At 66.8% G+C, this 20,653-nt stretch carries 20 protein-coding genes; 14 read left to right on the top strand and 6 right to left on the bottom strand.

The window, feature by feature from the left end:
• The first annotated feature begins 71 nt into the window (after positions 1–71).
• Complete coding sequence (locus OG394_RS07775) at positions 72–815, top strand: HAD family hydrolase (protein WP_328994318.1); 744 nt, start codon at positions 72–74, stop codon at positions 813–815.
• Positions 816–907: 92 nt separating this feature from the next.
• On the opposite strand, the gene OG394_RS07770 is transcribed toward OG394_RS07775, so the two are convergent.
• A complete protein-coding gene (locus OG394_RS07770) occupies positions 908–1,858 on the bottom strand; it encodes a sigma-70 family RNA polymerase sigma factor (RefSeq protein ID WP_328994317.1) in 951 nt (316 codons plus the stop codon).
• Positions 1,859–2,339: 481 nt separating this feature from the next.
• Here OG394_RS07770 and rox point away from each other — a divergent pair, with 481 nt between their 5' ends.
• Entirely contained in the window at positions 2,340–3,767 is a 1,428-nt protein-coding gene (gene rox, locus OG394_RS07765; RefSeq protein WP_328994316.1) for a rifampin monooxygenase, read from the top strand.
• Positions 3,768–3,785: 18 nt separating this feature from the next.
• Here rox and OG394_RS07760 read toward each other — a convergent pair whose 3' ends face one another.
• Entirely contained in the window at positions 3,786–5,861 is a 2,076-nt protein-coding gene (locus OG394_RS07760) for a S9 family peptidase (protein ID WP_328994315.1), read from the bottom strand.
• 25 nt (positions 5,862–5,886) lie between these two features.
• Positions 5,887–6,690, bottom strand: coding sequence for an exodeoxyribonuclease III (gene xth / locus OG394_RS07755; protein WP_328994314.1), 804 nt, complete (start codon positions 6,688–6,690; stop codon positions 5,887–5,889).
• Between the two features lie 114 nt (positions 6,691–6,804).
• Between xth and OG394_RS07750 the strand changes: the two genes are divergently transcribed.
• Positions 6,805–7,743 (top strand): hypothetical protein, encoded by a 939-nt coding sequence (locus OG394_RS07750; protein ID WP_328994313.1) that lies wholly within the window; start codon positions 6,805–6,807, stop codon positions 7,741–7,743.
• Between the two features lie 24 nt (positions 7,744–7,767).
• On the opposite strand, the gene OG394_RS07745 is transcribed toward OG394_RS07750, so the two are convergent.
• Entirely contained in the window at positions 7,768–8,388 is a 621-nt protein-coding gene (locus tag OG394_RS07745; protein WP_328994312.1) for a TetR/AcrR family transcriptional regulator, read from the bottom strand.
• 78 nt (positions 8,389–8,466) lie between these two features.
• Between OG394_RS07745 and OG394_RS07740 the strand changes: the two genes are divergently transcribed.
• The 5 genes from OG394_RS07740 to OG394_RS07720 are packed head-to-tail and all read left to right on the top strand — an operon-like array spanning position 8,467 to position 12,480.
• Positions 8,467–9,357, top strand: coding sequence for an SDR family oxidoreductase (locus OG394_RS07740; protein ID WP_328994311.1), 891 nt, complete (start codon positions 8,467–8,469; stop codon positions 9,355–9,357).
• The gene (locus tag OG394_RS07735; RefSeq protein ID WP_328994310.1) at positions 9,354–10,511 is read left to right on the top strand and encodes a saccharopine dehydrogenase family protein; all 1,158 of its coding nucleotides are present in this window, start codon (positions 9,354–9,356) and stop codon (positions 10,509–10,511) included. The genes OG394_RS07740 and OG394_RS07735 overlap by 4 nt, the downstream gene beginning before the upstream one ends.
• Positions 10,512–11,369, top strand: a complete 858-nt coding sequence (locus tag OG394_RS07730) for an alpha/beta fold hydrolase (protein WP_328994309.1) — start codon at positions 10,512–10,514, stop codon at positions 11,367–11,369. It abuts the gene before it with no gap.
• The gene (locus tag OG394_RS07725) at positions 11,366–11,752 is read left to right on the top strand and encodes a YccF domain-containing protein (RefSeq protein WP_328994307.1); all 387 of its coding nucleotides are present in this window, start codon (positions 11,366–11,368) and stop codon (positions 11,750–11,752) included. Before OG394_RS07730 ends, OG394_RS07725 begins: the two co-directional genes overlap by 4 nt.
• The gene (locus OG394_RS07720; RefSeq protein WP_328994306.1) at positions 11,749–12,480 is read left to right on the top strand and encodes an MBL fold metallo-hydrolase; all 732 of its coding nucleotides are present in this window, start codon (positions 11,749–11,751) and stop codon (positions 12,478–12,480) included. Before OG394_RS07725 ends, OG394_RS07720 begins: the two co-directional genes overlap by 4 nt.
• Here the strand turns inward: OG394_RS07720 and OG394_RS07715 are convergent.
• Complete coding sequence (locus OG394_RS07715; protein ID WP_328994304.1) at positions 12,466–12,699, bottom strand: hypothetical protein; 234 nt, start codon at positions 12,697–12,699, stop codon at positions 12,466–12,468. The two genes, OG394_RS07720 and OG394_RS07715, sit on opposite strands and share 15 nt — an antisense overlap.
• Positions 12,700–13,093: 394 nt before the next feature.
• Here OG394_RS07715 and ddaH point away from each other — a divergent pair, with 394 nt between their 5' ends.
• Positions 13,094–13,858: a dimethylargininase gene (ddaH, locus tag OG394_RS07710; RefSeq protein WP_328994302.1), complete on the top strand. Its 765-nt coding sequence runs from the start codon at positions 13,094–13,096 to the stop codon at positions 13,856–13,858.
• An 80-nt stretch (positions 13,859–13,938) separates the two neighbouring features.
• Here the strand turns inward: ddaH and OG394_RS07705 are convergent, their stop codons facing one another.
• On the bottom strand, positions 13,939–15,300 hold the full coding sequence (locus OG394_RS07705) for a DNA polymerase IV (RefSeq protein WP_328994301.1): 1,362 nt from the start codon (positions 15,298–15,300) through the stop codon (positions 13,939–13,941).
• 60 nt (positions 15,301–15,360) lie between these two features.
• On the opposite strand from OG394_RS07705, the gene OG394_RS07700 reads away from it, so the two are divergent.
• The 5 genes from OG394_RS07700 (at position 15,361) to OG394_RS07680 (ending at position 20,646) form a co-directional block, all read left to right on the top strand.
• Positions 15,361–16,182 carry an MBL fold metallo-hydrolase gene (locus OG394_RS07700; protein WP_328994300.1) on the top strand — a complete coding sequence of 274 codons (822 nt, stop codon included), beginning with the start codon at positions 15,361–15,363 and terminating at the stop codon, positions 16,180–16,182.
• Between the two features lie 165 nt (positions 16,183–16,347).
• Complete coding sequence (locus OG394_RS07695) at positions 16,348–17,826, top strand: glutamate--cysteine ligase (RefSeq protein WP_328994299.1); 1,479 nt, start codon at positions 16,348–16,350, stop codon at positions 17,824–17,826.
• 181 nt (positions 17,827–18,007) lie between these two features.
• The gene (locus OG394_RS07690) at positions 18,008–18,421 is read left to right on the top strand and encodes a universal stress protein (RefSeq protein ID WP_328994298.1); all 414 of its coding nucleotides are present in this window, start codon (positions 18,008–18,010) and stop codon (positions 18,419–18,421) included.
• A gap of 1 nt (position 18,422) precedes the next feature.
• Positions 18,423–19,040 carry an HhH-GPD-type base excision DNA repair protein gene (locus tag OG394_RS07685; protein WP_328994297.1) on the top strand — a complete coding sequence of 206 codons (618 nt, stop codon included), beginning with the start codon at positions 18,423–18,425 and terminating at the stop codon, positions 19,038–19,040.
• Between the two features lie 286 nt (positions 19,041–19,326).
• The gene (locus OG394_RS07680; RefSeq protein WP_328994296.1) at positions 19,327–20,646 is read left to right on the top strand and encodes an RNA polymerase sigma factor; all 1,320 of its coding nucleotides are present in this window, start codon (positions 19,327–19,329) and stop codon (positions 20,644–20,646) included.
• Positions 20,647–20,653: the final 7 nt, after the last annotated feature.

Raw genomic sequence — 20,653 nt, 5'->3', positions numbered from 1 at the left:
CGTCCGACGTTTTCGCCCGGCCGATCCAGGGCTGATCGGTACGCCGGGAAAAACTCGTTCGGGAAATGTCGGTGGCGTCTGATTGGCTTCGGGATGTGAAGAACGACAACACCGCACCGATCGAGGCCGTCCTGTTCGACTGGGGCGGCACCCTGACTCCCTGGCACACCATCGACATCGTGGCGGCCTGGCGGGCCGTCGCCGCGCGTATCGACGCGGACCGCGCCGACGAGCTGGCCATCGCCTTGCACAAGGCGGAGGACACCGTTTGGATGCGTGCTCGCGACGAGCACGTGAGCGGCACGTTGGAGGAGGTGTGCACGCTGGCCGAGGTGGTGATGACGCCCGAGGCCTTAGCTGAGTACAAGCGGCAGTGGCATCCGCACAGCCTGCTCGACCCGGAGGCGCCCGCGATGCTGACCGGGTTACGCGAGCGAGGGATCAAGGTCGGCGTGCTGTCGAACACGATCTGGCCGCGTGAGCACCACGAGGAGATCTTCGACCGGGACGGCGTGCTCGACCTGTTCGACGGCGCCGTCTACTCGAGTGAGATCCCGTGGACGAAGCCGCACCAGGAGGCCTTCCTGGCGGCGATGCGGGCGGCCGGTGCGACCGATCCGGCGCGCTGCGTGTTCGTGGGTGACCGGCTGTTCGACGACGTCTGGGGCGCGCAGAACGCGGGCATGCGAGCGGTGCACATCCCGCACAGCGAGATCCCGGTGAACCAGATCGGCCACACCGAGGGCGTGCCCGACGCCACCATCCACAAGCTGTCCGAGATGCTGCCGCTGATCGACGACTGGATAGCCGCCTGATCGTCCCTAGATAGAGCGGACCCCCGGGCCGGGAGGGCGGCGCCGGGGGTCCTGTGGGGGTTTTCGGTAAATGCTCGTTGGTGCTCGGGCTGTCAGGCCGCCAGGGACGGGTCGGCGAGCTGACGCAGCCGGCCGAGGGCCTCGCGCTCGATCTGGCGGACGCGCTCGGCGGAGATGCCGTGCACGGCGCCGATATCGGCGAGTTTGGCCTGCCGGCCGTCGTGCAGCCCGTAGCGACGGCGAATCACGTCCGCCGAGCGCGGGTCGAGCTTGTCGACCAGGCTGAACAGGCCCGAGCGATCCGACGCGTCCGCGACCAGTTCATCCGGACCGGGTGAGGTCTCGGACGCGATCAGGTCACCGAGCGAGGTCTCGCCCTCGTCGTCGATCGGGTTGTCCAGGCTGATGTGGTCGCGGCCGATCCGGATCAGCTCGGAGACGCGCTCCGGCTGCAGATCCAGTTCGAGCGCGATCTCCTCGACCTCGGGCTCCCGGCCGAGCTTGCGCTCGAGGGTGCGGCGGGCCGAGCCGATCTGGTTCAACTGCTCCACCACGTGCACCGGCAGCCGGACCACTCGGGCCTGCTGCGCGATACCGCGCGTGATCGCCTGGCGAACCCACCAGGTCGCATATGTCGAGAATTTGAAGCCCTTGCGGTAGTCGAACTTTTCGACCGCGCGGATCAGGCCCGTGTTGCCCTCTTGGACCAGATCCAGCAGCGGCATCTGCGACCGGCCGTAGCGACGGGCGATCGAGACCACCAGCCGCAGGTTCGCGGTCACGAAGCGTTGCTGTGCGCGCTGGCCCTCTTCGGCCAGCCACTCGAGCTCTTCCTCGGTTGCATATTTGGGCGCTCCGCCCTTCTTCCGACCAACCCGCCCCTCGGCCAGCAGTTGCTCCGCGAGCAGACCTGCCTCGACCGTCTCAGCGAGCTCGACCTCTTCTTCTGCCGAAAGCAGGGGCGTACGAGCGATCTCTTCCAGGTAGAGACCGACGCTGTCCTTGCCGTCGATACCGTCATCCGTTGAACGGACACGAACCATGCGAGCCACCGAAACTCCCTTCGTCGTTACATGGAGAGCAACGCTCGAGTGAGGTTCAAGATTCCACGATCAGGGTGTAAAGACCCTGAAGGTTCCCTGAGATTTCCCGGCACGGATCTCTCATCTTTCCCGCCTGGGGACAGCGGTCGTTTCGCGCTGCCAAAGGTTGCCAAAGGGAAAAGGAGCCGAATACCCGTACACACAGGAAATGCGCGTCACCGGCGTTTCTCCACACCACCTCCGGGACGCCCGAAAGCCCCACCTGGTTGTCATTCGGCGGTGTGGTGGAGGACACACACCGCTACCACCTACAACTACGCGGTACCCGGCGTTGTTCCACCCGAAACAGCAAAGGCAAGGAGGATCACACACTCCTTGCCACTCCTAACGTATAGCGGACGGTGGGGCTTGCGGCAAGCCCCCGGTGGTCCTGGAGAATCTCCAGCCGAAGCCAGAACCTTCGGAAAATTGGGGGATTTTCATGACTGACGTGATCGTTGCCGGTGGCGGGCCGACCGGCATGATGCTGGCCAGTGAGTTGCGGTTACACGGCGTACACGTGCTGGTGCTGGAGAAGCTGACGGAGCCGACCAAGATCGTCCGCTCGCTCGGTCTGCACGCGCGCAGCATCGAGGTGATGGATCAGCGTGGTCTGCTGGAGCGGTTCCTCGCGCTTGGCCGGCAGCACCCGGTCGGCGGCTTCTTCGCCGGCATTCTCAAGCCGGCGCCGGACCGGCTGGACACCGCTCATCCGTACGTCCTCGGCATCCCGCAGAACATCACCGACCGGCTGCTCGCCGAGCACGCCGCTGAGGTCGGCGCCGAGATCCGCACTGGCTGCGAGGTGGTCGGGCTGAGCCAGGACGACGAGGGGGTGACCGTCGAGCTGGCCGACGGCACGCAGTTGCGCTCGCGCTACCTCGTCGGCTGTGACGGCGGCCGCAGCACGGTCCGCAAGCTGCTCGGCGTCGGATTTCCCGGTGAGCCGAGCACGGCCGAGACGCTGTTGGGCGAGATGGAGCTGACTGCGGATCAAGAGACGTTGGACGCTGCCAATGCCGAAATCCGCAAGACCCAGCTGCGGTTCGGCGTCATGCCCCTCGGGGATGGGCTGTATCGCGTCGGCGTACCTGCCGCGGGGGTGGCCGACGACCGCATGGTTCCGCCGACCCTGGACGAGGTGAAGCAGCAGCTTCGGGAGGTCGCCGGCACCGACTTCGGCGCGCATTCGCCGCGCTGGCTGTCCCGCTTCGGCGACGCCACCCGGCTGGCCGAGCGCTACCGGATCGGTCGGGTGCTGCTGGCCGGCGACGCGGCGCACATCCACCCGCCGGCCGGCGGGCAGGGGCTCAACCTCGGCGTCCAGGACGCGTTCAACCTCGGCTGGAAACTGGCCGCCGAGGTCAACGGCTGGGCACCGGAAGAGCTGCTGGACAGCTACCACACCGAGCGGCACCCGGTGGCCGCCGACGTACTGAACAACACCCGTGCGCAGATGCACCTGATGTCCACCGAGCCGGGTCCCCAGGCAGTACGCCGGCTGCTCTCGGAACTGCTGGCCTTCGAGGACGTCAACCGGTACCTGATCGAGAAGATCACCGCGATCGGGGTTCGGTACAACTTCGGCGAAGGACCTGAACTGCTCGGCCGGCGGCTGCGGGACGTGAAGCTGAAGCGCGGGCGCCTCTACGAACTGATGCGCAGCGGCCGCGGGCTACTGCTCGACCAGACTGGCCGGCTCTCGGTGGAGGGCTGGGCCGATCGGGTCGACCACGTCGTCGACGTCAGTGAGGAACTCGACGCGCCCGCGGTGCTGCTACGGCCGGACGGCCATGTGGCGTGGATCGGTGAAGACCAGCAGGAGCTGCTCAGCCACCTGCCCAAGTGGTTCGGCGCTGCCGCCGGCTAGCACGGCAGCGCCGCAACGTCAGTCGGCCAGGTCGAGGGTGTCGAGGATCCAGGAGAGGGTGAAGGAGAGCTCGTGCCACGCGTCGTAGCGACCGCTTCGGCCACCGTGGCCGGCCTCCATCTCCGTCTTCAGCAAAACCTCCGCGTCACCGGTCTTCACCGCTCGCAGCCGGGCGACCCACTTGGCCGGCTCGACGTAGAAGACGCGGGTGTCGTTGAGGCTGGTGATGGCCAGGATCGGCGGATAGTCCTGCGCCGAGACGTTCTCATAAGGCGAGTACGACTTCATGTACTCGTAGACCTCGGGGTTCTCGAGCGGGTTGCCCCACTCCTCCCACTCGATCACCGTCAACGGCAGCGACGGATCGAGGATCGTCGTCAGCGCGTCGACGAACGGCACCTCGGCCACGATGCCACCAACGGCCTGCGGAGCGAGGTTGGCGACCGCGCCCATCAGCAGACCGCCCGCGCTGCCACCCTGCGCGACGATCCGCGACGGCTTGCTCCAGCCGGACTTCACCAGGTGCTCGGCGCACGCGATGAAGTCGGTGAAGGTATTCCGCTTCGTGAGCATCTTCCCGTCGTCGTACCAGTGCCGCCCGAGCTCACCGCCACCCCGGACATGCGCGATTGCGAACACGACGCCACGGTCGAGCAGCGACAGCCGGGGGATCGAGAACCACGGATCCAGCGACGACTCGTACGACCCGTAGCCGTAGAGCAGCACGGGCGCGTTCCCGTCGGGCGTGATGTCCTTGCGCGCGACCATCGAGATCGGCACGCGGGTGCCGTCCGGGGCCGTCGCCCACTCCCGATACTGCGTGTACGAACCGAGGTCGACACCACCAAGCACGGGCTGTTGCTTGAGCAAACGACGCTCGCCCGAAGAGACCTCAACGTCGTACGTCGATGAGGGGGTGACGAGTGACGTGTAGCCGAATCGGTAGCGGGTGTCGCTCCACTCGTCGTTCCGGCCGGGGGAGACCGAGTAGATCGGCTCGTCGAAGACCAGCGCCTCGGGGTCCGTGAAGCCGTCGCCGGTCCGGCGCATGACGGCCAGCTCGGTCAAGGCGTTGCGGCGGCGGTAGACCATCACGTGTTCGGCGAACGCGTCCGAGCCGAGCAAACGGCTCTCCTCGTCGGCCTCGAGCAAGGTGGTCCAGGTGCCGGGATCGTCGAGTGGAGCCGTTGCGAGCGAGAAGTTCGGCGCGTCGGCGTTGTGCGTGATGAGCAGCTGGTCGCCCGCGTGCTCGACGTCGTACTCGACGCCCTCACGGCGAGGCGCGACGACGGTGAGCTCGCCCGCCGGGTTGTGGGCGTCGAGCAGCCAGACCTCGCTGGTGAGCTTGCTGCCGAGCGAGACCATGATCGCCTGCTCGTTCCGGGTGAGGTCGACGCCGACCCAGAAACGCTCGTCCGGTTCTTCCAGCACAAGTACGTCTTCGGAGGCGCCGAGTGCGTGCCGCCAGACCTGGTGCGGACGCCACGCGTCGTCGGTCTTCGTGTAAAAGAGCGTCGAGCCGTCGGCGGACCAGGCCGAGCCGTAGTGGATGTTCGTCAGCTCGTCCGGCAGCAGTTCGCCGGTGCTCAGGTCCTTGATCCGCAGGGTGAACCGTTCGTCACCGGTGAGGTCGACCGAGTACGCGAGCAGGGTGCCGTCGGGGGAGACGTCCACCGTGCCGAGCGCGAAGAACTCCGAGTCGCCCGCCACCTGGTTGCCGTCGAGCAGCAGTTCCTCACCCGGGATATCGCCCTCGGTGATCGGCGGCTCGTCGCCCTCGACCTTGACCCGGCAGCTGATCGCGTACTGCTTGCCCTCGATCGTGCGGGTGTAGTACCAGTACCCGCCGCGACGGGCCGGCACGCTCAGGTCGGTCTGCAGGGTGCGCTCGGAGATCTCCGAGAAGATTGCCTCGCGCAACGACTTCAGGTGCTCGGTACGGGCGGCGGTGTAGTCGTTCTCGGCCCGGAGGTAGTCGAGTACCTCTTCGTTGGTCTTGTCCCGCAGCCACTCGTAGTCGTCGACGAAGACGTCGCCGTGGTGACTGCGTTCCTTGGGCTTACGTGCGGCTACAGGCGGTGTGAGGTCGGACATGCCGCGACACTACCGCCCTCGTATTTCAGACCTGATAGGTGGCGACAACGGGCGCGTGATCGCTCCAGCGTTCGGCGTACGTAGGGGCACGGTGAACCGCGCAATCGTCGGCCTTTTCCGCCAGTTCGGGGGAGGCGATCTGGTAGTCGATGCGCCACCCGGCGTCATTGTCGAAGGCCTTGCCGCGCCACGACCACCACGAGTACGGTCCGGGCCCGTCGCCGCCAAAGCGCCGGCCGAGATCGACCCAGCCCGCGGCGAACAACCGGTCCAGCCAGGCTCGCTCGTCGGGCAGAAAGCCGGACTTCTTGCGATTGGCCTTCCAGGCTTTGAGGTCTTCCTCGCGGTGGGCGATGTTGAGGTCGCCGCACATCAGCACGTGCCGGCCGTCGGCCCGCAACTCGGTGAGGCGGACCATCATCGCGTCGAGGAAGGCGTACTTCTCCTCCTGCTTCGGCGGCGTCTCGGCCTCGCCGGTATGGACGTAGACGCTGACCGCGGTGAGCGTCGACCCGTCATCCAGTACGACGTCCGCCTCGATCCAGCGGCCGCAGCCGAGGAATCGCTCGGGCCCGACCTCACAACGCTCGGCCTTGATCGGCCGGCGACTCGCGACGGCCACTCCGGCCCGGCCCTTGCTGCCATCGGTCCCGGGCTCCGCGTGCGCGATGAACCAGTCGCCGCCGAGGTGGTCGCGCAGGATCTCGTCGGAGGCGCGAACCTCCTGCATCAGCAACAAGTCGGGATCGGTGGCGGTGAGCCAATCGGCCATTCCCCGGCGATAGGCGGCACGGATTCCATTGACGTTCGCAGTAGCCACTCTCAGCACTCGCAGAACTCTATCCCGTGAACCATTCGATCTGGATCGAACAGTGCCGGGTGGCGACCCGATCGGTCGATAGCTTCCGCGAGCGGGGGTTGAAACTCGGGATAGGAGATTCTGTTGCACAAGTTCACGAAGGCGGCCTTGGTGCTCGGCACCTCGGTACTGGCCGTCTGTACGGGGGCGCTGCCCGCTGGGGCCGGCGTACTCCAGGAGCCGCCGTCGGCTCCGATGCCGGTCGCTACCGCCACTGGGACCACCGCGGCACCGGCGGCGTTGCCGCAGACCACCGCGACTGAGCCGGCCACCTTGGTCCGGACGTACAACCGGGGCACTGGCCGGCACCGGGTCACGACCGTGGGGCTCAAGACCCCCGGCACGTACCCTGAGACCGGCGGGGTGTGGGGTCTGCTGCGCACGAGCACCACCAACACGCGCGCTCTGTACGAGTGCCGTGCGGGGACGTACGACTACCACATCTCGTTCGCGTCCAACTGCAATGGCAAGGTCAAGATCGGCCTGCTCGGCTACATCTACAAGGCGAAGCCGAAGACCCCGGCGACGGCGGCACTGTGGCAGTGCTACCAGAGCAAGGGCGATCACTTCGTCTCGATCCGGAGCAACTGCGAGGGAACGCGCAATGCGGGCTTCCTCGGCTACGCCCGGACCACGGCGAGCCTGGTGATCCTGTCGCGCTTCAACAACGGCCCGGACCACTGGACGACGTCCAGCGCCGTTGACGCCAACTACCGCCGCGAGGGCAGCTGGGCCATTCGCTGGACCCAGACCACGCGGTCGCGGGCGCTGTACGGCTGCTCGTACCCGATCGGCACCCGGACAGATCACTTCAACTCGCTCTCGGCCAACTGTGAGGGCAAGCGAGTGCTGCGTCGTGAGGGTTTCATCTACACCTTCAACCCGGGTCCGAAGTACACCGCGATCTACCGGTGCCTGTTGCCGTCGGGTGATCACTTCACCTCGGCCAGGTCCAACTGTGAGGCCGCGGCCGGTGTGAAGAACGAAGGCCGCCTCGGTTGGGTTCGCCTGACCACTTGGTGATCTGAGACCTGGTCCGGGCCGCGGTTAGTCCCGGGCCAGGTTCATCAGCACGTTCCGCTCGCGCTCGTCGTCGGCACAGGCGGTCAGCAGTAACAAGCCGAGGCTCTCCTCGCACATCCGCTCCAGCTCGCCGCGATCGACCGACGGGTTGTCGAGCCAGGTCAGCAGAGTCTGTTCGACGAACCCCTGCCAGCCGTAACAGGCGAGCGTCACAGCCGGCGTCGTCTCTACGCCCAGGGTCGCGACGGCCGCGACCACCCAGCCCGTGAACGTTTGCCGCATCTCCGCGTGCAACTTCCGGACCGCGGGATCACCCGCCGCCGACATCGCCAGCGTCGCCCGGTAGAGCTGGGGTTGTTCTAGTACGGCGCCGACGAAAGCCCGGATGCCGGAACGGAGTTGGTCATCCGGCGCCAGTGAGACGTCCGGGGCTGTCCGGAGCAGCATCAACGCGGCGGCTTCCTCGATCACGGCGTACTGGAACTTCTTCTTCGAGCCGAAGTAGTGGAACAGCAGCGCGGGGGAGACGCCCGCCTCGGCCGCGACCGCCTCGACGGACAGGTCGCTATGCGGATCCTTTTCCAGCACGCGACGGGACGCCGCGAGGATCTGCTCGCGCCGCTCGTCCGGCCGAAGGCGATTCATGCATCACAGTCTATTGATGAATCGGTCAATAAGCACCTACTGTTGAGTATCCGCTCAACAGCGAAGGGTGTGCTGCGCATGGCCGGCAGAGTCGTACTGATCACGGGAGCTTCCAGGGGAATCGGCGCGGCCGTCGCGCGTCGCCTCGCGAGTGAGGGTGACACGCTCGCGCTGGTCGGCCTGGAACCGGTCGAGCTGGCGAAGGTCGCCGCCGACTGCGGCCCAACAGCCGGTTGGTGGGAGGTCGACGTCACCGACACCGCAGCACTGGAGTCGGCCGTCGCCGAGATCGTTGAGCGCTACGGCCGGATCGATGTGGTTCTCGCCAACGCCGGTATCGCCGCACCCGGCTTCAGCCGCAGCATGGACCCGGCCGTGTGGGAGCGCGTGATCAACGTCGACCTCTTCGGCGTCTGGCGAACCGTCCACGTGACGCTGCCGCACTTGATCGAGAGCAAGGGCTACCTGCTGCTCGTCTCGTCGCTCGCGGCCGTCGTACACATTCCCGGCCTCGCGTCGTACAACGTGGCCAAGGCAGGCGTCGAGGCGCTCGGCAACAGCTTGCGCGCGGAACTGCGGCACCTCGGGGTGAAGGTCGGGGTGGCGCATCTGACCTTCGTGGATACCGACATGGTCCGCGGGGTCGACGCGCACCCGGTCTTCGGCAAGGTCCGGACCGGCGTACCGCTGGTGAGCCGGGTCTATCCGCTGGAGCTGGCCGTCGAGAAGTTCACGCGCGGTATCGACCGGCGCTCGCGGGTCGTACATGTGCCAGGCTGGATTGGCGTGATGAAGGCATTCCGGTCGCTCTTGCCGTACGTCGTGGAGGCGGGCAGTCGCACCAGCATCGCGAAGGCCGATCGCGCAGCGCTGGCGGATATCGAGGCGCGCGGGCGTTCCGCGTCGTCCCGGGCATCCGGCGCTGGTGGGTTGGCCGACTCGGAGAAGATTGGCGGGGTCGTCGAATGAAGGATCGCCAGTACGACATCGTGCTCTTCGGTGCGACCGGGTTCACCGGCCGGCTGACGGCGCAATACCTTGCCAGTAAGGCGCCTGCGGGTTTGAAGTGGGCGCTGGCCGGGCGCAACCAAACCAAGCTGGAGGCCGTCCGGGATGAGCTCGGGCTGTCGGTCGACCTGGTGCTGGCCGACGTCACCGACGAGGCCTCGCTGGCGAAGATGGCCGGGTCGACCGGCGCGGTGATCACCACCGTCGGGCCGTACATCCGTTATGGCGAAGGGCTTGTGGCCGCTTGCGCCGACGCCGGCACCGACTACTTGGACCTGACGGGTGAGCCGGAATTCGTCGACACGATGTACGTCCGCTATCACCAGCGCGCGGTCGAGACCGGCGCGCGGATCGTGCATTGCTGCGGGTTCGACTCGATTCCCTACGACCTTGGTGTGCAGTACGCCGTTGAGCAATTGCCCGAGAACGTGCCGATCAAGGTGACCGGCGTGGTGACGGCCGGCGGCAGACCGTCGGCCGGGACGTTGCAGACCGCCATCACGATCGCGTCGCGGGCCAAGCAAGGTGTGGCCGCGCACAGGGAACGGCGCAAGGTCGAGCCGCGTCCGGAGGGGCGTTCGGTCAAGGCCGTGCCTGGCCGGATCCACCGCCGTGGCGGCTGGTGGGCCGTGCCGCTGCCGACCGTCGACCCGCTGGTGGTCATCGCGTCGGCGCGAGCGCTCGAGCGGTACGGGCCGGAATTCCGCTATTCGCACTTCGGCGCGGTGAAGCGTCTGCCGGTGCTGGCGGGGTTGTTCGTCGGCGGGAGCGGCGTACTGCTCGGGGCGCAGATTCCGGCGGTGCGCAAGTTGATGCTCGACCGGATCGTCTCCGGCGACGGGCCGAGCGCGGAACGACGGGCGAAGTCCTGGTTCAAGGCGCGGTTCATCGCGGAGGGCGGGGGGAAGCGCGTCACGACCGAGTTCGCCGGTGGCGACCCGGGGTATGACGAGACGGCGAAGATGCTTGCCGAGTGTGCGTTGTGCCTGACGTATGACGAGTTGCCCGAGACGTCCGGCCAGGTGACGACGGCCGTCGCGATGGGGCCGGCGTTGCGCAAGCGGCTGATCGATGCCGGTTTGACCATTCGCGTGGTTTCGACCGAGGACTACTAAGTGCGTCGGATCACTGCGCCGGATGGTGTCGAATTGGCTGTCTCGACGTACGGCGATCCTGGCGCGCCTACTTTGGTCTGCGTGCACGGCTATCCCGATAACGCGTCGCTTTGGGATGACGTGGTCGCGGAGCTGGCGTCGGACTTCCACGTCGTGACGTACGACGTGCGCGGCGCGGGCGCTTCGGATCACCCGCGCGGGCGAGCGTCGTACCGGCTGGAGCGGTTGGAGGCGGACTTCACCGCGGTGCTGGACGCGGTGAGTTTGGGGCAACCCGTGCACGTTCTCGCGCATGACTGGGGGTCGATCCAGGCGTGGCATTTCGTCACCAGTGCGGAGCTGCGGGACCGGATCGCGTCGTACGTGTCGATCTCGGGGCCGTGCCTCGACCATGCCGGGTTCTTCCTGCGTTCGAGGTCGTTGCGGGCTTTGAGGCAGTTGCTGCACTCCTGGTACATCTTCTACTTCCACGTGCCTGGTCTGGCCGAGCTCGGGTGGCGGCAGGGCTGGGGGATGAAGGTGTTCGGCCGGTTGGAACGGGCCGCTGGTGGCCGGAGGGCTGGGGTGGATGCCCGGTCGATGGCGGATTTCGTCAACGGGCTTGAGCTCTACCGGGCCAACGTGCTGCCGCGGCTGCTCCGACCCGCGCGACGGACCACGTCGGTGCCGGTGATGGTCGTTTCGCCCGATGGTGACGCCTTTGTCGGGACGCCGATGCAGACCGAAGTCGCCCGGTGGGCCCCCGAGCTGACCGTGCGCGTGGTCAGGGGCGGGCACTGGATGCCCCGGAATGATCCCGGAGCGGTGGCCGAACTGGTCCGGGAACACACCTCTCGCGTGGCAGGCTGGCGGGTATGAGAACGCTGCTCAACCTGATCTGGCTGGTCCTCGCCGGTTTCTGGCTCGCTGTCGGTTACGTGATCGCGGGCATCATCTGCTGCATCCTGATCGTCACGATCCCGTTCGGTATCGCGTCGTTCCGGATCGCGGGCTACGCGCTCTGGCCGTTCGGGCGGACCGTGGTCGACCGCCGCACGGCCGGCGCCGGCTCGGTCATCGGCAACGTCATCTGGCTGATCTTCGCCGGCTGGTGGCTCGCGCTGGGCCACCTCGTCACGGGGATCGCGCTGTTCGTGACGATCATCGGCATCCCGCTGGCCCTCGCGAACTTCAAGCTGATCCCGATCTCCCTGCTGCCGCTCGGCAAGGACATCGTGCCCAGCGACCGCGCCTTCGCTTGAGATCGCTGACGGTTCTCGGCAGCTGCGGCGCCTGGCCCGAGCCGGGGCGGGCGTGTGCCGGGTTCTTGCTGGAGTACGACGGGTTTCGGGTCGTGCTGGATCTCGGCTACGCGACCCTGCCGCGGTTGTTGGAGCTCTGCCCGGATGGGGCTGTAGACGCGGTAGTGGTGACTCACCAGCATCCGGATCACTGCGTCGACGTGAGCGGGTTGGCCCGGGTCAGGTACTACCAGGCGCCGGATGCGGCTCCTATCCCGCTCTACTGTCCGCCGGGCGTACTGGATGTGTTGCGAGCACTAGAGCCTCGGCCCGACCCTGCGTCCGTGTTCGAGGTACGGGAGTTGGCTGACGGTGTAGTTGGGCCGTTCCGGCTGCAGACGGTTCTGCTGCCGCACTACGTCACAAACCTCGGCGTACGGCTTGAGGCGCCGGGGATGACTGTCGCCTACACAGGTGACAGTGGGCCGTCTGAGGCGTTGTCGCGACTTGCAGTTGGCGTTGATCTGTTTATCGCGGATGCGACGCTGCAAGGGCCTTCGCCCGCTAGTGAGCCGCGGTACGTGATGACGGCGTCTGAGGCGGCTGCGGGCGCTAGTGGTGCGCGGAGGTTGTTGTTGACGCACTTCTGGCCGGGGAGCGATCGGGCTGTGTCTGTTGCCGAGGCGTCGCAGATCTTCGATGGTGAGGTCATTGCTGCTGACGAGGGGCTTGTTCTAGCTTTCGACTAGTTTGCGGACGTTGGTGATGTCGCCGCAGCCGCTGTCGATGAGGCGGTTCCGCTCGGCGGCAAAGGCCTCGCCGAGTTTGGTGCGGGCTTCGTCGCTGACGTCGGTGCGGGCTGGGTTGAGGACGTCACGTTCCTCTTCGTCGAGGTGGTGGGAAAGGGCTTCGGAGAGTTCGTGCAGTTTGTCGCTGAACTCGTCGCTGTCGACGTTCTCCACCTGCATCAGGGCGAGTAGGGCCGCGTTGCCCTCGTCGTGCTCGTGTTCGGAATGCTCGACCTCGTCCTGATCGATGGCCGACCAGGCATCGAGATCTTCGGCATCAGGCCCTCCTCCTCATCGCGTCCACGCGCTTCTCTGTCGGGCACCGCTCGTGTTGGCACCGTTCGTCGCCTGCCGGTACCCCGCCCGCCGTCCGCCCATGCGCGCCAGGTTGAGCGTTGACGGTCGGACCACGTGCCTTTCTTTGCGTTCATTCGTCGGAATCCGCCCTCTGCCGCCGCCGACCTGCCCAGGTCCGCCGTGATTCGAGGGCGGATTCCGACGAATGAACGCAAAGAAGAGGGGTGCGGCGGATGGGGGCGAGGCGCCCGGGTGCGTTGGCGGTTAGCCTCGGGGGATGACTCAGCGCGCGTTGGTACGGCGGCCCGGGCCGCGGTTGTCCGAAGGCCTCGTCACCCACCTCCAGCGAACCCCTGTCGACGTCGATCTCGCGCTCGGCCAGTGGCGGTCGTACGTCGATGCCCTCGGTGCTGCCGGGTGGACGTGTGTGGAGGTGCCGCCGGCCGACGACTGCCCGGACGCGGTATTCGTCGAGGACACGATGGTGGTCTACCGAGACCTTGCGGTGATGGCCCGCGCCGGAGCCGAGTCGCGCCGTCCGGAGGCCGCCGCGGCCGAAGAGGCGGTCGCCGCGCAGGGCTACCGGGTCGAGCGAATCGTCGAGCCCGGGACGTTGGATGGGGGAGACGTCCTGAAGGTCGACTCGACCATCTACGTCGGCATCGGCGGCCGCACGAATGCCGAGGGCGTCGAGCAGTTGCGTTCTTGGTTCGAGCCGCTTGGCGCGAAGGTCGTTGGTGTGCCGGTGACGAAAGTCCTTCACCTCAAGTCGGCCGTAACGGCACTCCCAGATGGCACAGTCATCGGCTATCCGCCTTTGGTCGACGACCCCTCGGTCTTCGAGTCCTTCCTAGCCGTCCCCGAAGAGGCAGGCGCCCACGTCGTACTCCTCGGCGACAACAACCTCCTAATGGCCTCGTCAGCCCCTCTCACCGCGAACCTCCTCTCAACCCGCGGCTACCACCCCGTCCTCGTCGACATCTCCGAATTCGAAAAACTAGAAGGCTGCGTAACCTGCCTCTCCATCCGCCTCCGCGGCTAACGCCCGCCCGGCGGGTGACGCCCGCGCGCGGCCGCAGTCTTGAGTAGGCGTCACGCCTTCGGGCTTGAGTAGGCCTGCGTCTACGTGGGCTCGGGGTCGTCGTCCTCGATCGGGCGGTGGGGGTGGTGGGGGGAGAGGGCGGGGTCTTCGATGGGGAAGGTTCGGATGGGGCCGGGTGGGGTGGTGGCGGTTTCGAAGCGGACGGTTACGCGGCCTCGGCCTGAGCCCCAGACCCACCCCTCGCCGTACTCGCTGTGAACCACATCCTGCCCCGGGTAATACCCAGCCCGCCCACGAGCAAGCGGACGCTCCGGCAGCTCAGCCGCCTCAAGCCCCGAAGCCCCAGAAGCCAGCGCATCAGCCGTCTCAGTATCAATGAACAGATCGTCCTGGATCCAATCCGCCAACGACGACACACCCACACCAAGCAGCCGGATCCCACCAGAGATATCGCTGTCCTCGAGCAACCGACGCGCCACCCGCGCAATGATCCGCGGATCATCCGTAGGCCCAGCCAACGTCGACGACCGAGTATGCGTAGTGAAGTCATGCATCCGCGTCTTCACCGTCACCGTCCGCCCAGACAACTGAGCCTTCTGCAGCCGCTCAGACACCCGCCGAGCCATCCCATCACCAATCGCCGCCAGCACAGCCCGGTCCACCAGATCGGTCTCGAACGTGTCCTCAACACTGATCGACTTGGTCTCCCGATCACTCACCACCGCGCGATCGTCGTCAGCCGTCGCGAGCCGATACAAGTTCGTGCCCTGCGACGTACCAAGCTGCCGCACCAACTCATCCAGACTCAATTGCTGCAGATCGGCCACCGTCCGAACGCCCGCCATCGTCAACCGCTGGGCAGTCGCCGGCCCAACACCCGGAATCACCGTCACCTGCATCGGCGCGAGAAACTCCGCCTCAGTCCCGGCCGGCACCACCACGGTCCCGTTCGGCTTGTCCAGATCGCTGGCGATCTTCGCGATCAACTTCGACGTACCAGCCCCGACCGACGCCGTGAGCCCACCACTGGCCTCCTGGATCGCCTTCTTCAGCTGATCCGCGATAACCGTCACCTGCTCGACGTCGAGCTCGGTCAAACCGGCGGCGGCCAGGTCGACAAAGGCCTCGTCCAGCGACAGCGGCTCGATCAGCGGCGACAACTCGCGCATCTGGGCCATCACCGCCGCGCTGGTCGCCCGGTAGGCGTCGAACCTGCCACCGAGATACGCCGCATGCGGACAGCGCGCGCGAGCCTCGGCGGTCGACATCGCCGAGCGCACGCCGTACTTGCGGGCCTCATAAGACGCGGTCGAGACGACTCCGCGCAGGCCGATACCGCCGACCACGACCGGCTTGCCCCGCAGGGAAGGTTTGTCCCGCTGCTCGACCGCCGCGAAAAACGCGTCCAGGTCGACGTGCAGGATCGACGGCTCTTTACGCACCCCCACAGTCTCACCGCCACCACCGACAATTTCCGCAACGGTGCCCTGAACCCGACACCGATGAACGCAACTGTGGGCGTGTGGTTGGATCCGGGGATGGCGAGCTTTCCGGATAAGTGGGATGACGGGACTGACCTCGGTAGTCCGTCGTACCAGGTGCATTGGTACGACGAACGCACCGCGATCATCCGGCAGGCGTTGCACACCAACTTCGAAGGGCCGTTCCTCTACCTCCTGCTCGGATCCGAGCGAGCCCTGCTGCTGGACACTGGCACGGGCCACATCGACCTGCGCGCAATCGCGGACGACCTGCTTGCCGAAAGAGACCTGAGCCTGGTCGTCGCCCACACCCACGGGCACGGCGACCACATCGGCGGCGACGCCCAGTTCTCGGATCGGCCCGACACGGTTGTTGTCGGTACGTCGCAAGCGGACGTCGCGTCGTACTTCCAGCTGGCGGATTGGCCAGAGCAACCGGGGGAGTACGACCTGGGCGGACGCGTGCTCGACGTCATTCCGATTCCCGGCCACCAGGGGTCCGACGTCGCGTTCTACGACCGGGCGAGCCGACTACTCCTGACCGGGGACTCGCTGTATCCGGGCCGGTTGTACGTGCCGGACTGGACGTCGTACCGCGCGAGTATGCGACGACTCGCGGACTTCGTTGCCGACGGCAATGCCCCCGACTGGGTGCTGGGCGCGCATATCGAGATGACGGACCAGCCCGGGCAGGACTACGCGATGGGCGCTGACGTTCATCCCGGCGAGCACCAGCTCCAACTGGACCCCGCGGTCCTTACCGAACTGGCCGACGCGCTGGCCGAGGCCGGGCCGGAACCGCAACACCTCCGCCGCGACCACTTCATCGTCGTACCACGGTGATCGCCGTACGACCGCCGAGCGTCGTACCGCGGTAAAGGTCCGGATGGCGGAAGATCCACGCTGGCGGGGCAGCGGGAGGCGGCCGGGTCGGGCAGACTGAGGCTGCAGTCCCAGTTGCACGCCGGCGAATGGCAGGCAGCTCCGGTTCGGTAAGGGGAGGCGCAGATGGGCGAAGAGGTCGACCGGGTCGAGTTCACCCGGGCGGATCGGACCGCGTTCCGTGATCAGGTCCACCGCAACCTGGACGCGTTCGCGCGGATGCTGCGGGAGGCGCGGTTCGACGCCGAGCGGCCGATGACCGGGATCGAGATCGAGCTGAACCTGGTCGACGAGAACAACGATCCGGCGATGAAGAACACCGAGGTGCTGAGCGCGATCTCGGATGACGCGTTCCAGACCGAGCTGGGCCAGTTCAACGTCGAGATCAACGTGCCACCGGGCCAGATCGACGGCGACGGCCTGGACAAGATGGAGAAGTCCATCCGGGCCAGCCTGAACGCGGCCGAGGAGAAGGCTTCCCGAACCGGTTCATCGATGGTCGTGGTCGGCATCCTGCCCACGCTGATGACCGAGCACATCTCCCGCGACGCGCTGAGCACCAACCCGCGCTACGCGTTGCTCAATGACCAGATCTTCGCCGCGCGTGGTGAGGACCTGCATGTCGCCATCGACGGTGTGGAGCGGTTGCAGGTCACGGCCGACAGCATCGTGCCCGAAGCTGCCTGTACGTCGACCCAGTTCCACCTGCAGGTCACTCCGGAGGCGTTCCCGCGCTACTGGAACGCGGCCCAGGCGATCGCCGGCGTACAACTGGCCGTGGGAGCGAACTCGCCGTTCCTGTTCGGCAAGGAGCTGATGCGGGAGACCCGGATCGCGTTGTTCGAGCAGGCGGCCGACACGCGCACGGATGAGCTCAAGACGCAGGGCGTCCGGCCGCGAGTGTGGTTCGGCGAGCGCTGGATCACCTCGATCTTCGACCTCTTCGAGGAGAACTCGCGCTACTACCCGGCGCTCTTGCCGGTCACCTCGGACGAGGACCCGATCGCCGTGCTGGATCGCGGCGACACGCCCGCTTTGGCGGAATTGCGGCTGCACAACGGGACGATCTATCGCTGGAACCGGCCTGTGTACGACGTTGTCCGGGATCGCCCCCATCTGCGGGTGGAGAACCGGGTGCTGCCGGCCGGGCCGACCGTGGTGGACACGATCGCGAACGGCGCTTTCTACTTCGGATTGGTCCGTGCGTTGGCCGACGACGAGCGGCCGATCTGGTCGCAGATGTCGTTCAGCGCCGCCGAGGAGAACTTCCACAACGCTGCCAGGCAAGGCATTGACGCGGAAGTGTTCTGGCCTGGCGTCGGTACGGCGCGGGCGACCGAGCTGGTGCTGCGGAGATTGTTGCCGATGGCATCGCTCGGGCTGGACCAGTGGGGCGTGGACGCGGCGGTTCGCGATCGCCTGCTGGGCATCATCGAACAACGTTGTCTTCTGAATCGGAACGGCGCCTCCTGGCAGGCGGAGATGTTCCACAAGCACTACACCAAAGGTCAGCACGGTCGCCGGGACGCTTTGCGGGCGATGTTGCAGAGATATCGCGACCACATGCACGAGAACCTCCCCGTCCACGAGTGGCCGATCGACTAGTGTCCCTCCAGCCAGCCGTCGTGGAACCAAGTTTCTTCGGGCGGAAGTTCAAGACCTCGTACGACACAGGCACATCACGTTCGCGACACAGGTATCGCATTTCCACGGATGCCGGTGAAGGCTCAGGGCAGTATCGTTCGGAACGGGTCGATGAAGAAGTACCCGGAGGTGAGGCAAGTCGATGACGACCATCGTCGTGGGATATGTGCCGAAGGCCGAGGGGCGCGCAGCGCTGCGGCGAGCGGCTGAAGAGGCGAAGCTCCGGGACGCCAAACTGGTGGTGGTCAATTCCCATCGGGGTGGGCGTAGCTTCGCGGCCGATGAGGCGGCCGCGAGCGATGCCGCGCTCAGCGAGGTAAGGGAACAACTCGAGTCGACCGGAGTGCCCTATGAGGTCCGGCAACTCGTTCGTGGACTGGACCCGGCGGAGGACCTGGTGGCCGTCGCCGAGCAAGTCCATGCGGAATTCATCGTGATCGGCCTGCGGCGCCGGTCGCCGGTGGGCAAGCTCATCCTCGGCAGCAACGCGCAGCGGGTCCTGCTGGACGCCCCCTGCCCCGTGCTCGCCGTGAAGGCAGAGGAAGGGGAGGAGTGAGGTGACGTCGGTTCGAGGCAAACGACTGTGCCTGGCCCAGCAGTCCGAAGCGGACGAATTGCTGAGTCGGGACCCTTTTGCGCTGCTGGTGGGCATGCTGCTTGACCAGCAGATCCCGATGGAGCGGGCCTTCGCCGGCCCGGTCCAGATCGCCGCCCGGATGGAGGGCTCGTTCGACCCCTGCACCGTCGCGGCGTACGACCCGGACGGTTTCGTGGAGGTGGTGGCCGGACCGCCGGCCGTGCACCGGTTCCCGACCGCGATGGCAGCCCGGATCCAGACCCTGGCCAAGCACCTGGACGAGGAGTACGGCGGTAACGCCGCCGCGGTCTGGGCCGATGTGAAGTCCGGCGACGACCTGCTCGCCCGGCTCTCGGCCTTGCCCGGCTTCGGCGCGCAGAAGGCGAAGATCTTCGTCGCCCTGCTCGGCAAGCAGATGAAGGTCCGGCCGCGAGGCTGGCGAGAGGCCTCCGAGCCGTATGGCGAGGACGGCGCGTTCAAGTCGGTCGCGGATGTGACCGATGCCGGCTCACTGGCGAAGGTGAGGCAGTACAAACAGGAGCAGAAGGTCGAGCAGCGGCCGCTGGCCCGCCCGGTCCGGCAGACCCGCAACAGTTAGCCCGGGGCCGAACCCGGGGTCGGAGCGGTAGGCCGGAACCGGGTAAGCTCTTCGGGCGTCTGGAATGGGGAATCGCGCGCCCGCGCGGCGATCAGCTTTGGGCGGCATGTCACAATGTAGTGTTGCCGCCGCCTGACCAGCGGCTGAGCACACTGAGCATGAACCAGGCATGAACCAGAGCACGAACCAGCACCATCCGGGCCTGCCCGGCGCACCACCGCGAACTCAGTACGCCGCACCACGTTGGTAACCCTGCAGACAGTAACCGTCAGACGAGAGGTAATTCGTGTCGTCCAGCTCGTCCGAGAACCTTCCAGCAGAGTCCTCCCGGGTCGTGCCCGCCGCCGCGCGCGCCACGGCTCCCCGGACCAGTGCCCGGGTCGCCGATCCGGCTGCGAAGAAGGCCGCCCCTGCCAAGAAGGCCGTTCCCGCCAAGGAGGCTGCCGCGAACACCGCGAAGAAGGTCGCTGCGAAGAAGGCTCCGGCCAAGAAGGCCGCCGGCAAGCCGGATGAGGCCGGGGTCGCGATCGACCCGAAGACCGGCAAGCCGCGCAGCCTCGACGAGGTCGACGAGTCGGACTTCACGCCCGAGGCCGTCAAGCCCCTGGAGAAGGAGCTGACCGAGGACGAGGGCTTCGTCGTCTCCGACGCGGACGACGCGGATGAGCCCGAGCAGCAGGTCATGGTCGCCGGTGCGACCGCCGACCCGGTCAAGGACTACCTGAAGCAGATCGGCAAGGTCCCGCTGCTGAACGCGGAGCAGGAGGTCGAGCTCGCCAAGCGGATCGAGGCCGGCCTGTTCGCCGAGGAGCAGATCGGTGACGAGGCCACCAAGCTGAAGGAGAAGGTCCGCGAGGAGTACGAGTGGATCTCGGAGGACGGCCGCCGGGCGAAGAACCACCTGCTCGAAGCCAACCTGCGACTCGTCGTCTCGCTGGCCAAGCGCTACACCGGCCGCGGCATGCTGTTCCTGGACCTGATCCAGGAGGGCAACCTCGGTCTGATCCGTGCGGTCGAGAAGTTCGACTACACCAAGGGCTACAAGTTCTCCACCTACGCGACCTGGTGGATCCGGCAGGCGATCACCCGCGCGATGGCCGACCAGGCCCGCACCATCCGTATTCCGGTGCACATGGTCGAGGTCATCAACAAGCTCGCCCGGGTGCAGCGCCAGATGCTGCAGGACCTCGGCCGCGAACCCACTCCGGAAGAGCTCGCCAAGGAGCTCGACATGACCCCGGAGAAGGTCATCGAGGTGCAGAAGTACGGCCGGGAGCCGATTTCGCTGCACACCCCGCTGGGTGAGGACGGCGACTCGGAGTTCGGCGACCTGATCGAGGACTCCGAGGCCATCGTGCCCGCGGAGGCCGTCTCGTTCACCCTGCTCCAGGAGCAGTTGCACGCCGTGCTGGACACGTTGTCCGAGCGTGAGGCGGGCGTGGTGTCGATGCGCTTCGGTCTGACCGACGGCCAGCCGAAGACGCTGGACGAGATCGGCAAGGTCTACGGCGTGACCCGTGAGCGGATCCGCCAGATCGAGTCGAAGACCATGTCCAAGCTGCGTCACCCGTCGCGCTCGCAGGTCCTGCGCGACTATCTGGACTAGTAGTTCC

The organism is Kribbella sp. NBC_01245 (assembly GCF_036226525.1).
Taxonomy (GTDB): Bacteria; Actinomycetota; Actinomycetes; order Propionibacteriales; family Kribbellaceae; genus Kribbella.
Note: the sequence above shows the minus strand (reverse complement) of the source record. Positions and strands in the feature narration are given on the sequence as shown.